A 19,258-nucleotide genomic window follows, 5' to 3' on the forward strand; every position below is an offset into this window, starting at 1 on the left:
TATGAGTAACAACAAGCCAAAAAGCGTACTCCTTATCGGAGCGGGTATTTTAAGTACCACATTTGCTTCATTCATTAAAAATGTTGAACCTGATTGGAATATTAAAATTTTTGAAAGACTGGATCAGCCTGCGATTGAAAGCTCCAACGAGAGAAATAATGCCGGCACCGGGCATGCAGCACTGTGTGAACTGAACTACACGGTCGAACAGCCTGACGGTTCCATCAATATCGATACGGCTAAAGTCATCAATGAACAGTTTGAAGTATCCAAACAGTTCTGGGGCCATCTTGTCGAATCAGGACAGATTAAAAATCCGGATGAATTTATAAGACCTCTGCCCCACCTCAGTTTTGTACAGGGTGAAAAAAATGTCAATTTCCTCAAAAGACGTTTTGAAGCGATGTCACACTTTAAAATGTTTGAAGGGATGCAATACTCGGAAAATCCTGAAACCATCAAGGAATGGATTCCTCTGATGATGGAAGGCAGAGATGCTGGAGAAACAATCGCTGCAAGTAAAATTGACGGCGGAACAGATGTGAGTTTCGGTGAATTGACACGTAAACTCGCACAAAATATAAGTGAACATAAATCGGCAGAAATTCACTTCAATAAGGAAGTTGTTTCTTTCAGAAGGCTTGATAATTCAAAATGGGAAGTTGAAGTGCACAACCTGGAAACAGGCAGAAGAGAGTTCCACGTCACTGACTATATCATTGTCGGAGCGGGAGGCAATGCGATACCTATGCTCCAAAAGACTAAAATCCCTGAGAGCAAAAATCTTGGCGGCTTCCCGATCACCGGTGCTTTCCTTGTGTGTAACAACCCGGAAGTCGTCAGCCGCCACGATGTGAAAGTTTACGGGAAGGAGCCTGAAGGTACACCGCCTATGACAGTGCCTCACCTTGACAGACGGTACCTTAAAGGAAAAGACAGTCTGCTGTTTGGTCCATTTGCTGCGATCGGACCTAAGTTCCTGAAGTACGGTTCGAATACAGACCTTTTCAAATCAATGAATAAGGACAACATTTTAACGCTTGCTTCTGCAGGCATCAAAAATCTGTCGCTGATCCAGTATTCCATCCAACAGGTGATGATGGATAAATCAGACCGGATGAAAGAACTTCGTAAATTCGTACCGGATGCAAAGGACGAAGACTGGGATCTTGAACTTGCGGGTAAACGTGTACAGGTCATTAAAGATACGGAAGAACACGGCCGCGGTTTCATCCAGTTCGGTACGGAAATCGTCCATTCAGAAGATGATTCCGTCATTGCGATGCTTGGTGAATCACCAGGTGCTTCAGTTTCTGTATCTGTAGCCCTGGAAGTATTGGAGAACAACTTCTCCCAATATATGAACAAGTGGGAAAGCAAGCTGAAAGAAATGATCCCATCATATGGACAGTCATTAATCCATGACAGTGAGCTGCTTGAAAAAGTAAGAGCGTCCAGCAACCAAAAATTGAATCTTTAATCATATTTGAAAGCCCCGGCCAGAAAATTACCTGGTCAGGGCTTTTATTTCATCCATTCAGCCAATCTGAAGTCAGAACAAATTCATAGCCTTCTGACTGAAGTGATTCAATCACGTCATCAAGGACGGACGGTGTATGGATATCATCCAGAATATGCATGACAATTACACTCCCGGGTTTGACGTTCGTCATGACACGGTCGATGACTTCCTGTTCGGTATACTCCTCATTCCAGTCATAGGAGGAAATATCGTACATGCCTATCGCTTCATACCCCATTGCAGCAATCGCATTCGACCCTTCGTCATCGATTCTGCCAAAAGGCGGACGGAAATAAAGTGCCGGCTGCTCCTGAATGGCTTCTGTAATTATTTTGTGTGCATGATACACATCTTCCTGAAGCTCTTCAGCTGTCAAGGTTGTCGTGTCGGGATGTGAATGTGTATGATTTGCGACTTCATGACCCCGCTCTATTAATAATCTCGCAAGATTCGGATTCTCCTGTATCTTCTCTGACTTCAAGTAGAATGTCGACTGAATATCATACCGGTCAAGTATATCCAGCACTTCCAGCACCACCGCTTCACTCGCCCAGTCATCAAAAGTCAGCGCTACCTCCTTATCAGTAGTCGGCTGCTGGTAATGGAGAGTCGGCTGGACATCCGTCAGATCGGAATTCATCTGTATCGCATCAGCCCCGTCTATCTCTAAAAAATTTTTCCTGCCTTCATCCGCTGATATTAAATGATCCAACGTGACAAAGTTGAAGTTCACTTCTTTTGCTGCTGCTTTCAAATAAGGTATCAGTGAAGCGTCCTCAGCATTCATTGACAGCACACCGCCGCGGGCGATGGATTTTTTAATATTGTCCTTTAATTTCTCTTCATCATCTGACAGCTTCAATTCTGAAACAGGTTTGACGACACCTGTCATATCCAGCTGGGCCGCAACAGTGTTCAGATCTTTATTATCGTTATTTTTAACGAAAACATATTCAGCTGTATCACCTGTCGCCCTTTCAATCTTCTCATTCGTCATTTCCATCCTCTGATAAATCTCATCATATTCAAATACATCCAAATCCATGCCATACGAAGCGTGATTTTCGATCGTATGCCCCCGCTCGATTATCTCTTCCGCACCCTCTGGATACATATCCAACTGCTCAGGAGAAGCGAAAAATGTCGCTGTAATATGATGTTCATCCAGTTGATCGAGCAAAGGGATCATTTCATCTTTAGAACTTATACTGTCAATAGCGAGGGCGAGCACTTCATCCAAAGTGTACACCACGTCATATGTATGTGCAGGCTCGCCGTGATACTTCTCTAACACGATATCTTCAGCCGGCTGGATGCTGCCATTTTCACACTTTTCGATATCTACTTGAGCAGCTGTGTCTTCATGCTCCTTGAGTGTCTCCTCCGCTCCACTCCACGCTTCACCTTCACCGCACCCTGACAAAACCATTACGGCCAATAAAAGAATAAATAACAGTTTGTTTTTCATACGACAACGTCCTCCGTTCATCACTTTGACATTATCGTATCCATATACTCTTAAAGAATGCTTCAGCATTTATTAAAATATGATGAAAAGGATGATTACGACTTTCCATTCAACATGCCGTACCAGTACATGATCGGCAGCATATTTTTCTTGAACTGATAAAAGAGTTTTTTATCATCGGACTGATCTAAGAAAGTCGTCTCTTTAGGTATTTTATTGTATCCGAACTCAGCCAAAATCAATTCACCGTATTCGGTTGCGATCGGACAGGCTGTCTTCCCGTCATAAACATGTGTCGGGTCTTTATCATCCATGCGTTCGATAAGGTTGTCGACCAGGACAGGCAGCTGTTGTCTGACTGCACCGCCCATCTTCACTGTCGGCAGATTTGAAGCGTCCCCGAGTGAAAATACTGTCGTATAGGTGTTATGCATCATAGTGTGTTTATCGACGTCCACCCAGCCCTCATCGTCCAGAAGTCCTGAACCTTTCAAAGCACTCGGTCCATGCATCGGCGGTGTGATGATCAACGTTTCGAATGGTACCGTGTGCGTTTCATCGGTTTCATGATTTTTAAACACCGCTTCTTTTTTTTCGCCGTCCACTTCAACAAGTTCCTCGTTCAATTTGTAATCGATGTTTTTCGCTTCAAGCTGTTCAACCAGACTGTCGCTGTACTTTTTCACTTCGAATATTTCTGCCCGCCCGGTTCTGAAGACGATATCCACATTGCGGTCATGCTTCTTGATGTAGTCATCCATCGTAAACAATGAGTTCTCAGCCGAGACCCCGCCCTTTATGTGCGATTGCGGTTTCGTCACTAAAATATTGCCTCCGGTTGTATTTTCCAGGGATTCATACGTATACTCCACATAGTTATAAAGATAGTTTGTACAGACGCCGTTTTTGCCGAGAAATTCCTTCGCACCATTGATTGCTTCATAATCCAGTTCGAGTCCGAGAGCGACAATCATAAAATCATAACTTACAGTTTTGCCGCCCGCTTTTACTTCACGTTTGACAGGATCCACTGAGTCGACAAAAGCTTTCATCCATCTGGCACCTTTTGGTATGACCTTTTTTGTCTCCTTCTTCGTCGCCTCCAGTTTCACTTCCCCGCTTCCGACAAGCGGCCAGCCGGGCTGGAAAAAGTGATAATCACCCGGTTCTATGATGAGAACTTCATTTTTAAGCTCTTTCTTTTTACTCAATATACGGCTTGCGGTAGAAATACCGCCGGCACCGCCGCCTAGAACAATCAGGCGGAAATGTGTCTTCATTTGCACCCCTCCTTGCAAAATAAAATGCTTATCTTATTTTACATACCCGATTATCGAGGTATTCATTCGCAAATAAGAGACTGCAAGTTTAAGCGGCTGCACATATTATGCATCAACCATCGGCAGGACCGGTCCGCCGCTGGTTCCTGAGGAAGAAGTAGACGCCCGTCAGCACAATCACTCCGCCCCCAAGCTGGAGGGGGCCCAATGTTTCCTGAAGTACAAAAAAGGCGAGTATTGAGGCTCCTGCAGGTTCAAGCAGCATGGCCATCGAAACCGTGGTCGGGCTGACATCATATAATAAGTAATTGAATATGACATGTGCGATGGTCGGGAAAATGGCGAGCAGCATGAAGAGCAGCCACTCCTTCGGAGGGTAACCGATCAGATCCACTCCGGTGAAGATGTTGTATATCAGCAGGAACACCCCGGCGATGCTGAAGACGATGAAACTGTAAACCCAGTGCTTGAGGTTCCGGACCGCATTCTGTCCGATCATGAAGTAGACCACCACCGCCACTGCACCGAGGAAAGAGAGGATGTTCCCCATGATTGCACTGAAATCTGTGAAACTGAAATCGCCCCAGCTGATGAGGACGATGCCCAGGAATGAGATGAACACCGCTACAGCTGCCCGCATGCTGATTTTCTCTCTATAGACAAGGTAGGCGCCCGCCATCGCGATAATTGGCTGCAGTGCAAGGATGACCGTCGAACTGGCGACAGATGTCAGCTGCAAGGATCCAAACCAGAAGCCGAAGTGCATGCCAAGGAACAACCCAGCAAGGATCAGGCCGCACCATTCCTTCGCCGTCAGTTTCAAAAACTCGTGCTTATACTTGTATATGACAGGTACCAGCAAAAGACTTGCGAAAAACATTCTGTACATGCTGATGATGCCCGCCGGCGCATCAGACAGTTTTACGAAGATGGCGGCAAATGCAATGCATACGACAGAGATGCTGAGTAGAAAAAGCACTGATTTCTTCAATATGTATTCCGTACCTTTCCGAATATTGTTTTCGATTTTAAGTGAGTATCATATTTAATCATATCAAGAAATTCGAACTTTGTGAAAACTAATGAGTGATAGGCACTCACCATAACCGAGTTCGCCGAATCTTCAGGGCTTGAAGAATACCGGAAGATGGCTGAAGAGATGCTGTGGAAAAAGTGATTCGAATTTTATTTATATCCGATTATCTTCAGGAATTCTGTTGAGTCGCTCGTTTTCAGAGGTGCGAATCCGAGTATCTTCAGGTATCCTGCTGAGTCGCTCGTTTTCAGAGGTGCGAATCCGAGTATCTTCAGGAATCCTGCTGAGTCGCTCGTTTTCAGAGGTGCGTATCCGATTATCTTCATGAATCCTGCTAAGTTGCTCGTTTCCAGAGGTCCGTATCCGATTATCTTAAGGAATCCTGCTAAGTTGCTCGTTTCCAGAGGTCCGTATCCGATTATCTTAAGGAATTCTGCTGAGTTGCTCGTTTCCAGGAGTCAAATCGAACGGTCCGGCGATAATCCTCAAAATCCCCATAAGAAAACCCCTGCTGCATCTGTTCAGCGGGGGTCCAATACCTATATATTATATTAATTATTCAGCTAAAGCGTCTTTTGCTTTAGTTGCCAGTTCAGCAAATGCCGCTTCATCAGCGATTGCAATTTCTGAAAGCATTTTTCTGTTTACATCGATACCTGCCACTTTAAGGCCATTCATTAAACGGCTGTAACTGATGTCGTTTTGACGTGCTGCTGCGTTGATACGTGTGATCCATAATTTTCTGAACTCACGTTTTGTATTTTTGCGGTCACGGTATGCATACTGACCTGATTTAACTACTTGTTGTTTCGCCGTTCTGTATAGAGTACTCTTTGATCCGACGTACCCTTTTGCCAATTTTAATATTTTTTTACGTCTTTTACGTGACGTTAGACCGTTTTTAACACGTGCCATCGATTATTCCTCCTTGAAAAATGTAATTATTTAGCTTTTGCCAGTAAATGTTTAAGTCTTTTAGAATCTGCTTTAGCAACTAATGTCGCTTTTCTTAAATGACGTTTCTGTTTAGTCGTTTTGTTTGCAAAAAGGTGGCTTGTAAATGCTCTGCCACGTTTGAATTTACCTGTACCAGTTTTCTTTACACGTTTAGCATAACCACTGTGTGTTTTCATTTTAGGCATTTTATTGACCTCCGGGATTAGTTATTTATTTTCTACAATTGGGGCAACAATCAGGAACATCGAACGACCTTCCATTTTAGGTCTCTGTTCTATTGTCGCGACATCTTTAAGCTCTTCAGCAAAACGCTCCAACACTTTACGACCGATATCTTTATGAGTGATTGCACGGCCACGGAAGCGGATGGAAACTTTTACTTTATCTTCTTTAGATATGAATTTCTTCGCATTTTTCAATTTAGTATTGAAATCGTGTTCTTCAATCGTTGGTGATAATCTGATTTCTTTCAGACTGATTGTTTTTTGCTTTTTACGTGCTTCTTTGTCTTTTTTCTGCTGTTCGTATTTGTACTTACCATAGTCCATAATACGGGCAACAGGCGGTTTAGCCTTTGGTGCAACCAACACTAAATCCAATTCCACACGTTCTGCCATTTCCATAGCTTCTTTCGTCGGTTTAACACCGACTTGTTCACCGTCTTGTGCAATTAATCGAACCTCTTTAGCGCGAATACGATCATTGATGATTGTTTGGTCTTTTGCTATCTTTGACACCTCCATAATATTTAAGACGAACAAAAGGCGGCCGCATTTTTTATGCGCCCGCCTATCTCCATAAATACACCGAACATATTCATTCATATGTTCTGTATTTCTGAAACCCGTTCACAACATTTCTGCGCTTGCGGGTGAGAAGCGGGAGCTTCTTCTTGTCCGTTCTTATCAACTCTTACTACTATACAGGTATATCTCCACTTTGTCAAATTATTTCTTAAGTCTGATCTCGTCAATCAGTGACCAGACGAAGTCTTCTCTATCAAAAGTATTCTGTGCTTCTTCACCGTACTTACGTACGTTCACTTCCTGCTCAGCAATTTCCTTATCACCGATTACAACCTGGTAAGGGACTTTACGCATCTGTGCATCACGTATTTTATAGCCCATCTTTTCATTGCGGTCATCGATGTGGACACGTATGCCCTGTGATTTCATCTCATCATGGACGTTTCTTGCGTAATCATAATGAAGGTCCAGGTTGACGGGGATGATTTCAACCTGCTGCGGTGCAAGCCACAGCGGGAAGACGCCTTTATATTCTTCAGTCAGGAATGCGACAAAGCGTTCCATAGTTGATACTACACCGCGGTGGATAACAACTGGACGGTGTTCTTCGCCGTCTTTACCGATATAAGTCAGATCAAAGCGTTCTGGTAATAAAAAGTCCAGCTGCACTGTCGACAACGTTTCTTCCTTGCCGAGCGCAGTCTTCACCTGTACGTCGAGCTTCGGTCCGTAAAACGCCGCTTCACCTTCAGCTTCAACATACTCAAGACCCATGTCATCCACTGCTTCTTTCAACATCTCTTCTGCTCTTTGCCACATTTTATCGTCATCGAAGTATTTCTCCTTGTCTTCCGGATCACGGTAGCTCAGACGGAATGAATAGTCATTGAGGTTGAAATCTTTATAAACTTCCTGGATCAGTTCCACTACGCGGATCAGTTCTTCTTTGATCTGGTCCGGACGGACGAACACGTGTGCATCATTCAATACCATGCCGCGTACACGCTGCAGGCCGCTCACTGCGCCGCTCGCTTCGTAGCGGTGCATCATGCCGAGCTCTGCAATACGGATCGGCAGTTCTCTGTATGAATGTTTTTCATTTTTATAAATCATCATGTGGTGCGGACAGTTCATCGGTCTGAGCACCAGGTCTTCGTTACCCACTTTCATCGGCGGGAACATATCATCCTGGTAATGATCCCAGTGGCCGCTTGTTTTGTAAAGGTCACTGTTCGCCATGATCGGTGTATACACGTGGTCGTAACCGAGTGCGACTTCCTTATCCACGATATAACGCTCGATTTCACGGCGGATGGTCGCACCATTCGGCAGCCATAATGGCAGACCCGCACCGATCAACTGATTGTTTTCAAACAGCTTCATCTCTTTGCCGATCTTACGGTGGTCGCGTTCTTTACGCTCTTTCAGCAGTTCCAGGTATGCGTTCAAGTCTTTCTTATTGAAGAAGGCAGTACCGTAAATCCGCTGCAGCATTTTATTGTCGGAATCCCCGCGCCAATATGCACCGGCAGTCGATAAAAGCTTGAATGATTTTATTTTGGAAGTCGAGGGAACATGCACACCGCGGCAGAGGTCTGTAAATTCACCCTGTGAGTAAACCGAAACATTCTCCTCTTCAGGAATTGCGTCAATCAGTTCCTGTTTATAAGGATCGTCCTGGAAGAGTTCTTTTGCTTCATTGCGTGAAAGCACACGTCTTTCAATCTCAACGTTCTCATCCACGATACGCTGCATCTCTTTTTCAATTTTAGGAAGATCTTCTTCTGAAATGCTCTCATCCATATCAAAATCGTAATAGAACCCTTCTTCTATGACAGGACCGACACCAAACTTCACATCGCCGTAAAGTCTTTTCAGCGCCTGTGCCATCAGGTGGGCAGTCGAGTGCCTGAGCACTTCAAGTCCTTCGTCATTTTTATTAGTGAACAATTCAATATTTGAACTTTCTTCTATCGGCCGTCTTAAATCATACATCTCACCGTTCACTTTTGCTGCCACAGCCGCCTTTTTGAGGCCGGGGCTGATGGACGATGCAATTTCTTCGGCTGTGACGCCGAAATTGAACTCTTTACTGTTGCCATCCGGGAATTTAACATCAATTACTTCTACCATTTGACTCATCCTCTCAAATAAAATAAAAAAAGCCCCTCTATAATAATAGAGGGACGGATATAACCGTGGTACCACCCTGATTTATGATATAAAAATACTGATCATCTCAAGTAAGGTTATAACGGACCTTGCCGGCTGAGTATTAATCAGCAAATCAGAAGGTAGTGACATCTAACGGTTTAGTGCACATCTTTCAGCAGTTGATGCGCTCTCTTTGAAAAAATCCGCAAGTGTTTCGTCCTTGGAATTTAATTAATGAAATTTGTAAATTAATTATACTGTATAGAAAAATTTAATGCAACAACTAGCCGTTTCTGTAATTGTCGCCGGTCATCTGCACTTCTTCGCACAATGCTCTGATCCTTTCAGTCATGCGGCGCGCTTTCGTTTCTTCAATGCCGTTTTCTTTCGTTCTGGCATAACGGTATTCCAGATCATCAATTGAATAGTTCGAACTGATGAACGTCGGCATTTTCTGAACCATGCGGTAATGCAGTATACCTGTAATGACTTCATCCCTTGCCCACGGAGTCACATCTTCCGCACCGAGGTCATCCAAAATCAGTACATGTGCATTTTTAATCAGATTATATTTTTCATCAGTCGTGCCGTCACGGAAGCCCGCTTTCAAATCACGGAGAATTTCAGGTACATAGACAATCAGTGATGATACCGCCTTTTCTTTAAGTTCATTGGCGATACACCCGAGAATGTAGGATTTGCCGATACCGAACTCACCGTGAATATAAAGCCCCCTGTAGTTTGTATCTGACGCCACCGCATCTGTTACCTGGATCGCTTTTTTCAGCAGCACATTCCTGTTGGATGCTTCATCCAGATATATCGTATCGAATGTGGCATTTTTAATATCTTCAGGCACATGATAGGACTGGATCAGGTTTTCCCTTTTTATGAACTCGTCGTTTCTGACTTTGATCGGGCACGGTGTATAAAACATGTTTGCACGGTCGTTCCTTATATCAATATTGATGATATACCCGTCGGGATGGTTTTCACATTCCCCTTCACTGTTCTCTTTGCATTCGGATGGCTGATCAGCATAATGCTTTAAAGTGATCAAGTCGTTTTTTATCATGGAAGCGGTCAGAGGCGTTTCTTCATCATTGATCAATTCCACTATTTTAGGGTTCTGAATCAGTTCCTGATATATGCGCTCATTGTTTCGCTCTATTTTTTTATTATTTTTAATGAATTGATTAATCGGCTCCATACTATCACCTGTTTTTTCTAAATTCCTCAATCATCTTCTGCAGTTCCGGGTCATCTTTTGCAGTTTTCTGTGACTGGTTCGTTCGTTTCTTTTTGGTTGCCGCCGGCTCTTTATCTTTCTTTGCAGGCTGCTGCTTACTTTTCGACATCCACTTCGGTGCCTGTTCGCCCTGGCGCTCTGACGGCAGGTATCTCTTCTTTCTCTTCTCCTGCTGTTCCTGGTACTCTTTGATGGATTCAATCGCTTCTTCGGCAGACTGATATCCCTTTTCAACCCAGTTGTTCGCAACGGTCATCGTATAATTATAAGGCAGTTCGCCCTGCATTTTCAAAAATACATACTCAAGCAATATATTGATGACGCCGTGATTGAGCGGCGTATTCACAATGATATCCGTCACCAGCTTCAAATCGATGTCCGTTGGAGAACCATTCCTTAAGTCTCTCAGCCTGTCGATAGGATTCGTGTCATGCAGCATCTTGATATATTCTCTGTCTTCTTCTTTTGAACCGGTGTCTTCCTTTTTCCCTTTCTCCTCGAGAACAGGGCTGACCTGCCTGGATTCGGCCTGGAAATACTTCCTCGCTTCATACTTCAGCTTTGCTTCATCGATGCCGTGATAATTCGACGTGGCTTTGAGCAGTATATTCTTCATGTCATAAGCATTCAGATTGAACAGTACACTCAATTTGACAATAAGCATCCGGATATCTTTTGTAAAAAACTTCCGGTCGATGATCGTCCCTTTCAAATGGGTGAATAGTACTTCAAAATCAAAATCATCAAGATCGACATTGACGCCGCCGGAAACTGTCCGGCCTTTAAAGTTTTCAGCCGGCAGTGTATAGCTGTCGTCATTCTGATGATTGAAGACGTCTGTGAATTTCATCGTTACTTCCGAAATGTTTTCCGGCAGTTCAGGATACATCAGCCGTTCTTTTTTTATTTTATACTGCTCATTGCCCACTTTACCATACAGATACATGCTGAGCATCGGATCATTTAAAAATGATTCCGCACTTAATGGCAGCAGCAGTTCATAGACAAACAGATCTTCATGCGTGTGATTTGATACATAGCTTTTCAGCAGACCGATCGCTTCCAGTTTTTTCAACCTTTCCAACAAATCTGAAAGTGATATGGACAATGCATCCATGAATTCTTTATGGAAACGGATGGTCAGCGGCTCGTAATGTGCCGTGGATTCGAACATATAAATGTATGTCATGGCCGTATCTGCACCGATCAGCGGCAAATAAAGTTCATTGATCACTTCCATGTTGTCGCTGCTTAAGGTCATCGGACGGTACACTATGAATTCGGTATTCGGTTTCAGGCGGTTATTGATGTTCATTGCTATTACTACCCTTTGTCAACTGATTCAAAGTTTCCATCAGCTGGTCAATATCCTTGAATTCTTTATAAACTGATGCAAACCGGACATATGCAACCTGGTCCAGCGTAATCAGTTCTTTCATGACAAACTCGCCGATATCATTTGATGATATTTCAGCCTTGTTCAGATTTCTTAAGTTCGCCTCTACCCTGTCTGTACGTTTCTCGAGCTCTTCGTAGGGAATGGCCCTTTTCTCACACGCTCTGAGCAGCCCGGCAAGTACTTTCTCTCTATTGAAGACTTCTCTTGTACCATCTTTTTTAACAACGACCAGAGGTGTGACTTCTACACGTTCGAATGTAGTAAATCGAAACCCACAATTTTCGCACTCACGGCGCCGTCTGATTGTCGACATTTCATCCGTATGGCGTGAATCGATCACTTTGGAGTTACTATGCTGACATTGTGGACATTTCATAAACGATCACCTCTTTTAAAGAATTTCTTCTATTATATCAAATTTTATTCATTCTCTATACTAAGAAAATAAAAAAGACCCAGAACATTGTTCTGAGCCCTCTGCCGGTTAAAGTCCGTCTGCAATTTTTTCTGCAAGTTCTACTGTGCGCTTCGAGTAAGCCCACTCGTTATCGTACCATGCAAGCACTTTAACTTTATTATCATCCATAACCATCGTCAGACTTGCATCGATGATTGAACTTCTTGCATCCGTATTGAAATCTCCCGATACAAGCGGTTCATATGTAACACCGAGCACACCCTTCATTTCACCGTCCGCATACTTTTCAAAAGTGCTGTTCACTTCTTCAGCAGTCACATCTTTATCCAGATCAACAACCAGGTCTACAAGTGAAACGTTCGGCGTCGGAACGCGGAGTGCCAGACCGTCAAGTTTACCCTTCAGCTGAGGCAGCACTTCTCCGAGCGCTTTTGCTGCACCGGTCGAAGTCGGTATGATGTTTTCAGCCGCTGAACGTGCACGGCGTAGATCCTTATGAGGATTATCTATTGTCTTCTGATCATTCGTATATGCATGGACAGTAGTCATCAATCCATTATTGATACCGAACTCATCATCTAATATCTTTGCTACAGGCGCTAAACAGTTCGTTGTACATGATGCATTTGAAAACACATTGTAATCATCGACACTTAAACTTTCATCATTTACACCGACAACAACCGTCTGAACATTTCCGCCTTTAGTCGGTCCTGTCAGGACAACTTTTTCAGCACCGGCTTTTATATGACCGGAAGCGCCCACTTCGTCATTAAATTTGCCAGTCGCTTCAAATACAATATCTATTCCCAAATCCGACCATGGTAGATTTTCAGGGTTACGATCACTCGTAATCTTTACTTCATGACCATCAACTACAAGGGCACCCACTTTTGGCTCAACCTTTTTCTGCCACTTCCCGTGAGTTGAATCATAATTAATTAAATGGGCAAGTGTTTCAGCAGGATAGCTTGCATTGACTGCAACAACCTCTAAATGTTCAGATTCTGATGCAATTCTGAATACCATTCTACCTATTCTTCCCATGCCATTTATCGCAACTTTTTTCATGACAAATCTCCTTTATGTTATGCTTTTTCATAAATAGTATAACACATTTAAAATTCCAGGAAAGCGGTATTTTTACAATTGATGATTTTTCAATGTTTCGACAAATTCATCGATTTGATTATACAGTTCTTTTTTATCATTATTATTATAGAATACATGATCGCTCAGATTCTTTTTTTCATCGAGTGGCATCTGGCTGTTGACCCTTGATGCTGCTTCTCTTTCAGTCAGGTCATTCCTCGCCATCAATCTTTCAAGCTGATTCTCTTTTGTCACGTACACAGTAATGGTCATGTCACATTTTTTATCCAGACCGTTTTCAAAGAGCAGAGGAATGTCCAGAAACACATGATTATGTTTTATAAATTCATCTTGATCCATGTTCATCATCCGCCTTATTTCCGGATGTGATATACTATTCAGCTTTTTCCGTTCCTCAGGATCATCGAAGATGATTTCACCGAGTTTTTTGCGGTCGATCTCTTTATTTCCATCCAATATACCAGAACCGAAAGCTTCGATGATCTTATGATAGCCTGAGCTGTCTTTTTCAGTGACTTTTCGTGCGTATACATCTGCATCGAGCACTTCAAAACCCAAACTTTTGATGTAGTCGGATGCAGTCGATTTTCCACTCGCGATGCCTCCGGTCAACCCTATCACTTTATACATAGCTGTAACCCTCTCTCAAACTATTCATCGCTGGCACTTCGTACAGTAGAATGTATTCCGTCCTGCAATGACTTTGGTAGTTATGTCATGCCCTTCCGGGCAGATTTTACGTTGATATACTTGAAACCTGTTCTGCATCTCACCGCTGCCCCCGGTTGAACTGCGGTAGTCCGATATCGTCGAACCGCCCTGGGTGAGCGACAATTCAAATACGTCGATGATCGCCTGAAATAAACGCTCAAGCCTCTTTACGGATATATTGCCCGCCTTTCTTGTCGGCAGCACTTTGGCAGAGTACAGACTTTCCGCTGCATAAATATTTCCGACACCCGTGACGACCGTGCTGTCCATCAGAACTGCCTTGATCGTTTTGGATGCATTTTTCGGATGTTTGACTGCATCCAGGAAATATTGTTCCGCTTCTAGTGAATCATATTCCGGAGCCATCCGGACAACCGGCAGGAAGTCCCCCAGCTTATCGATTGTTCTGAGTTCGCCGAAACGTCTGATGTCTGAATAGACAAGCAAGCTCTTATCCGACAGATAAAATATAACGTGACAGTGGATTTTGAAATTGTGTTCCACTATTTCGTCCAGGCTGTTCAGATGAAAAAAGGCACCGCTCATACCTAAATGACCAATCAGGTATTTAACCTGACGGTCATTCTGCAGTATGAAGTATAAATATTTACCTCGGCGCCCAAGTGAAAGTATCTCATAATTTTTTGTATTTTCGATAAATATATCAACAGGTTCCTTAATGATCGTCAGCTTCCCGGCATTATGGCCGTCAATGATCTTGTCCGATACTTTGACATCTTCGATCGTTAAATTTTCCACTGATTCCAATTCTCTTTTAACCAATTCCACTTCTGGTAATTCCGGCACTTTTACACCTACTTAACCTGGTACCAGTCACTGCCGAAGCCATGTTCGACTTTCAGCGGTACACCGATATCCAGCGCATTTTCCATTATATCTTTTATCACTGTCAAAAATTCTTCCACTTCATCTTCAGGCACATCGAAGATCAGCTCATCGTGGATCTGCAGCAGCAGTTCAGCATTGAAGGATTGTGCTTTTTCATCTTTTGCATATTTCACCATTGCAAGCTTGATGATATCCGCTGCACTGCCCTGGATCGGCGAGTTCATCGCTGTACGTTCTGCAAAACTTCTTGCATTGAAGTTCCTGCTGTGGACATCCGGAGTATATCTGCGTCTGTTGAGCAATGTTTTAACGTAGCCGTCACGCTTCGCATCCTGGACGATGGATTTCATGAATTCTTTCACTTTTGGAAATGAGTCCAGGTAATTGTCAATGAAGGTCTTTGCTTCCTTACGCGTAATGCCGAGATTCTGACTGAGTCCGTAGTCACTGATGCCGTAGACGATACCGAAGTTCACTGCTTTTGCGTTCCGTCTCATTGCAGGAGTCACATCATCACGTTCCACACCGAAGACTTCCATCGCAGTTTTTGTGTGGATATCGAGGTCGCTCGTGAATGCCTCACGCATCGTTTCATCACCCGTGATGGCTGCGAGCACTCTCAGTTCAATCTGTGAATAATCCAATGCGAGCAGCACGTGGTTCTCATCTTTAGGTACGAAGGCACGTCTGATTTTTCTACCTTCTTCCAGACGGACCGGGATGTTCTGCAAATTCGGCTCCACTGATGACAGACGGCCGGTCTGGGCCAGTGTCTGATTGAAACGCGTATGGATTCTCGAATCCTCTTTCACTTCATTTTGAAGACCGATGACATATGTCGACTGAAGTTTCGACAATGTACGGTAATCGAGCAGATACTGGATGATTTCATGCTTGTCTAGCAGCGCTTCAAGCACGTCCACTGCAGTTGAATATCCCGTCTTGGTCTTTTTGATCACCGGCAATTCCAGTTTTTCAAATAAGATGACACCCAGTTGTTTAGGAGAGTTGATATTGAATTCTTCTCCGGCCAATTCAAAAATATGACTTTCAATTTCATTCAGCCTGCTTTTTATCTCCTCTTCCATTTCGACAAGCCGTTCCGGCATCACGCGTATGCCTCTGATTTCCATTTCGGCCAGCACTTTTGACAGCGGGACTTCAAGGTCGTAATAAAGATCAGACATTTCATCTTCAACCAGTTTCTCAACCATTTTATCTTTGGCACTGTGGACCGCCATCACTTTATCTGTGAGAAATTCAATGGTTTCTTCCTCGGACGGAGTCTTTTTGTTCCTGCCTTTTCCGTAGTGGAAATCATCACTGTTGATATTGATGCCGTACGGACTGACCGTCTCTGAAACGTCGATGATCTTTGTCGACGGATCAAGCAGGAAACTCGCCATCATTATATCATTGCTGAAGCCGGTAAAGTTGATACCGATCTGGTTGAGCAGTGCGATCTGCCTTTTAATATCATAGGCATTGACTTCTTCCCTGCTGTTCAGGAATTCTTCCAGCTGTTTTGACTCCATATTTTCAAGACTTCTGACATAAGCCTTTTCACCGTCGGTCACTGCAATGAATTCCGGTTTGTTATATAAGTAGTTTTCCGCACGCACTTCAAGATGGATCGACACCTTTTCTCCAAGTTCATTAATGTCATCTGTTTTATCGGCGTTGAAATCACTGATGTCTTCAGTTTCCTGAGCATCCATATTTTCAAGAAGGGAATTGAACTCATACTCTTTGAACAGCTCATATTTCTGTTCTTCATTATCATTTTTAAATTCAAGATCGGCCAGTTCAAAATCAAGCGGCACTTCGCGGTGTATGGTCGCAAGACTTTTACTCATCAATGCTTCTTCGGTAAACTCCTTCAGTTTTTCCTGCAGTTTCTTGCCGCTCACTGAATCTGAATTTTCCAGTACATTCTCAACTGTACCGAACTCATGTAACAGCTTAAGGGCCGTTTTCTCGCCCACACCCGGAATCCCCGGTATATTATCCGATTTATCACCCATCAGACCTTTTAAGTCAATGATCTGTTCTGGTGTCAGATCATAGATTTCTTTGACATGTTCAGGTGTATATTCATCAATTTCACTGATACCTTTTTTAGTGAAGTATATGACGGTATGATCACTTGCAAGCTGGGTCAAGTCTTTATCCCCTGTGATGACGATCGTTTTCATCTTCTCCGCATCAGCCATCAGGGAAAGTGTACCGATGATATCATCCGCTTCATACTCGTCCAGCTCAAAGCGTTTAATGCCATATGCATCAATCAGGCGTCTGATCGGGGCAAACTGTTCGCCCAGTTCCGGCGGGGTCGACTGTCTGCCGCCTTTATAGTCTTTATATTCCTTATGTCTGAATGTTGATTTTCCCGCATCGAAAGCGACCATGAAATGAGTCGGTTCTTCCTCTTTGATGATTCTTTCCAGCAGTCTTGCATAGCCGAAAATAGCGTTCGTATGCAGACCGCTCTGATTGGATAACAAAGGCAAACCGTAAAAGGCCCTGAACGCCACACTGTTGCCGTCAATTAATATTAATTTCTTCATGGGATACGCTCCTCAATATAAATTATCTTGCTTCGAATTATACATATACCATTTTAACAGAGAATAGAAAAAGACGCAGTTTTACCTGCGTCTTTGATAACTTTATTTAACCTTCGTAATGAATTGGTGCCCCCGGGCCTAAAGGCAGTCCGATGAGCATCCAAACTATAAGCATCAATGCCCAGAATACGAAGAAACATATGGAGTATGGCAGCATGACTGAAATCAGTGTACCGATACCGATATTTCTGACGTACTGCTGAGCAAATGCGATGATGATTGCAAAGTATGTCATAAGCGGTGTAATGATGTTCGTTGATGAATCTGCAACACGATATGCCATCGTCGTAAGCTCTGGAGAATATCCCAGCTGCATCATGATCGGTATGAATATCGGTGCCATCATGGCCCACTTTGCACTGGCACTCCCGATGAACAGATTGATGAATGCAGTGACCAGCATAAATCCGATGATCAAGGGTATTCCTGTCAGATTCATGCTTTCAAGAAGATCCGCACCGTTCACACCGATGACGAGTCCCAGGTTGGATTCGTTGAAGTACGCAACGAACTGTCCTGCTGTGAACGCCAGAACGATGAACATGCCCATGGAAGCCATAGTTTTGGACATCTGGTTTGCAACATCTTTATCATTCTTGATCGAGCGCGTCACCATGCCGTAAGCAAGACCCGGTATAAAGAACAGTATCGCGATGATCGGTACAAGCGCTGACATGAATGGCGACTGGATGATTGTATCCATATAATTGCCCTCGGTCCCCCGCATCGGTGAATTCGGAAATACCACAAGAGACAATGCAAGAGCCAATCCGATCACTACAGAAATAAATGCAGCCCACAGGCCCCTCTTCTCAGTTTTTGTCAGCGGCGCCATATAATCTTCAGCTTCCGCATCGCCGCCATCTTCCGGAGCATCCGCCGGATTGTATTTACCAAGTCTTGGTTCGACGATCTTATCAGAGACGAACCAGCCGACCAGTGTCAATACGAATACACTCGCTGCGATAAAGAACCAGTTCATGGTCACATTCATAGTTTCCGCGTAGGCCGGATCGATCGTCGCTGCTGCTGCCGTACTTAGTTCTGCAAGCATGACATCCGTTCCGCTGATCAGCAGGTTTGCAGAGAAACCTGCCGATACGCCGGCGAATGCTGCAGCAAGACCAGCAAGCGGGTGCCTGCCGAGTGCCAGGAATATGACTGCCCCGAGCGGCGGCAGTACAACGTAACCAGCGTCAGAAGCAAGTGATGACATGATACCTGCAAAGACAAGTCCTGCAGTGATCAGACTTTTCGGTATTGAAAGTACAAAACCTCTGAGTGCTGCACTGATCAATCCTGAATGTTCCGCCACACCGATACCGAGCATCGTCACCAGGACCACGCCGAGTGGTGCGAAGTTGATGAAATTATCTGTCATAGTCGAGAATATGTAATTGATACCCTCTCCACTGAGCAGGTTTGTTACTGAAACCGTCTCTTCTTCCCCAGGGTGTTCCACTGACACACCCATACTTGCGAATAGCCAGGACGCAAGCAGTGTCAAACCTGCCAGTATTGCGAATAATGTAACCGGATGAGGCAGTTTATTGCCCAGCCATTCTACAAAATCCAGGAACTTTTGGAAGAGACCTTTTTTACTTCTACCATTTTCCATTCATTTCTTCCTCCCAAAATAAAAGTAATCTTAAAATAAAGACAACGGCTTATATTATAAATGGTTGAAGTCATATTATCAAATAATTTTCAAACAATATCCACCCAACTA

Annotated in this window: 17 protein-coding genes; 1 reads left to right on the forward strand and 16 read right to left on the reverse strand. The window is 43.8% G+C overall.

Annotation, left to right across the window (positions count from 1 at the left end; genetic code table 11):
* Position 1 precedes the first annotated feature (1 nt).
* The gene (gene mqo / locus ACY8DT_RS00135) at positions 2-1,480 is read left to right on the forward strand and encodes a malate dehydrogenase (quinone) (RefSeq protein ID WP_462420951.1); all 1,479 of its coding nucleotides are present in this window, start codon (positions 2-4) and stop codon (positions 1,478-1,480) included.
* Positions 1,481-1,529: 49 nt separating this feature from the next.
* Here the strand turns inward: mqo and ACY8DT_RS00140 are convergent, their stop codons facing one another.
* From ACY8DT_RS00140 to ACY8DT_RS00215, 16 genes are all read right to left on the reverse strand, one after another.
* Positions 1,530-2,990: a polysaccharide deacetylase family protein gene (locus ACY8DT_RS00140; protein WP_462420952.1), complete on the reverse strand. Its 1,461-nt coding sequence runs from the start codon at positions 2,988-2,990 to the stop codon at positions 1,530-1,532.
* Between the two features lie 95 nt (positions 2,991-3,085).
* Positions 3,086-4,270 (reverse strand): NAD(P)/FAD-dependent oxidoreductase, encoded by a 1,185-nt coding sequence (locus ACY8DT_RS00145; RefSeq protein WP_462420953.1) that lies wholly within the window; start codon positions 4,268-4,270, stop codon positions 3,086-3,088.
* 112 nt (positions 4,271-4,382) lie between these two features.
* Positions 4,383-5,261: a DMT family transporter gene (locus ACY8DT_RS00150; protein ID WP_462420954.1), complete on the reverse strand. Its 879-nt coding sequence runs from the start codon at positions 5,259-5,261 to the stop codon at positions 4,383-4,385.
* Between the two features lie 194 nt (positions 5,262-5,455).
* The gene (locus ACY8DT_RS00155; protein WP_462420955.1) at positions 5,456-5,632 is read right to left on the reverse strand and encodes a hypothetical protein; all 177 of its coding nucleotides are present in this window, start codon (positions 5,630-5,632) and stop codon (positions 5,456-5,458) included.
* 229 nt (positions 5,633-5,861) lie between these two features.
* A complete protein-coding gene (gene rplT, locus ACY8DT_RS00160) occupies positions 5,862-6,221 on the reverse strand; it encodes a 50S ribosomal protein L20 (protein WP_462420956.1) in 360 nt (119 codons plus the stop codon).
* 26 nt (positions 6,222-6,247) lie between these two features.
* Positions 6,248-6,448, reverse strand: a complete 201-nt coding sequence (gene rpmI, locus ACY8DT_RS00165) for a 50S ribosomal protein L35 (protein ID WP_462420957.1) — start codon at positions 6,446-6,448, stop codon at positions 6,248-6,250.
* 21 nt (positions 6,449-6,469) lie between these two features.
* The gene (gene infC, locus ACY8DT_RS00170; RefSeq protein ID WP_462422291.1) at positions 6,470-7,000 is read right to left on the reverse strand and encodes a translation initiation factor IF-3; all 531 of its coding nucleotides are present in this window, start codon (positions 6,998-7,000) and stop codon (positions 6,470-6,472) included.
* A 210-nt stretch (positions 7,001-7,210) separates the two neighbouring features.
* Positions 7,211-9,142, reverse strand: a complete 1,932-nt coding sequence (thrS, locus tag ACY8DT_RS00175) for a threonine--tRNA ligase (RefSeq protein ID WP_462420958.1) — start codon at positions 9,140-9,142, stop codon at positions 7,211-7,213.
* Between the two features lie 304 nt (positions 9,143-9,446).
* Positions 9,447-10,373, reverse strand: a complete 927-nt coding sequence (gene dnaI / locus ACY8DT_RS00180; protein ID WP_462420959.1) for a primosomal protein DnaI — start codon at positions 10,371-10,373, stop codon at positions 9,447-9,449.
* Between the two features lie 4 nt (positions 10,374-10,377).
* Positions 10,378-11,727, reverse strand: coding sequence for a replication initiation and membrane attachment family protein (locus tag ACY8DT_RS00185; protein ID WP_462420960.1), 1,350 nt, complete (start codon positions 11,725-11,727; stop codon positions 10,378-10,380).
* Complete coding sequence (gene nrdR / locus ACY8DT_RS00190) at positions 11,714-12,187, reverse strand: transcriptional regulator NrdR (protein ID WP_462420961.1); 474 nt, start codon at positions 12,185-12,187, stop codon at positions 11,714-11,716. The genes ACY8DT_RS00185 and nrdR overlap by 14 nt, the downstream gene beginning before the upstream one ends.
* 108 nt (positions 12,188-12,295) lie before the next feature.
* On the reverse strand, positions 12,296-13,300 hold the full coding sequence (gene gap / locus ACY8DT_RS00195) for a type I glyceraldehyde-3-phosphate dehydrogenase (RefSeq protein WP_462420962.1): 1,005 nt from the start codon (positions 13,298-13,300) through the stop codon (positions 12,296-12,298).
* A 72-nt stretch (positions 13,301-13,372) separates the two neighbouring features.
* Positions 13,373-13,972 (reverse strand): dephospho-CoA kinase, encoded by a 600-nt coding sequence (coaE, locus tag ACY8DT_RS00200; RefSeq protein WP_462420963.1) that lies wholly within the window; start codon positions 13,970-13,972, stop codon positions 13,373-13,375.
* A gap of 24 nt (positions 13,973-13,996) precedes the next feature.
* On the reverse strand, positions 13,997-14,860 hold the full coding sequence (gene mutM, locus ACY8DT_RS00205) for a bifunctional DNA-formamidopyrimidine glycosylase/DNA-(apurinic or apyrimidinic site) lyase (protein ID WP_462420964.1): 864 nt from the start codon (positions 14,858-14,860) through the stop codon (positions 13,997-13,999).
* Positions 14,861-14,868: 8 nt separating this feature from the next.
* On the reverse strand, positions 14,869-17,469 hold the full coding sequence (gene polA / locus ACY8DT_RS00210) for a DNA polymerase I (RefSeq protein WP_462420965.1): 2,601 nt from the start codon (positions 17,467-17,469) through the stop codon (positions 14,869-14,871).
* A 106-nt stretch (positions 17,470-17,575) separates the two neighbouring features.
* Complete coding sequence (locus tag ACY8DT_RS00215; RefSeq protein WP_462420966.1) at positions 17,576-19,147, reverse strand: AbgT family transporter; 1,572 nt, start codon at positions 19,145-19,147, stop codon at positions 17,576-17,578.
* Between the last annotated feature and the right edge of the window lie 111 nt (positions 19,148-19,258).

The sequence above is a fragment of the Salinicoccus sp. Marseille-QA3875 genome (assembly GCF_054950095.1).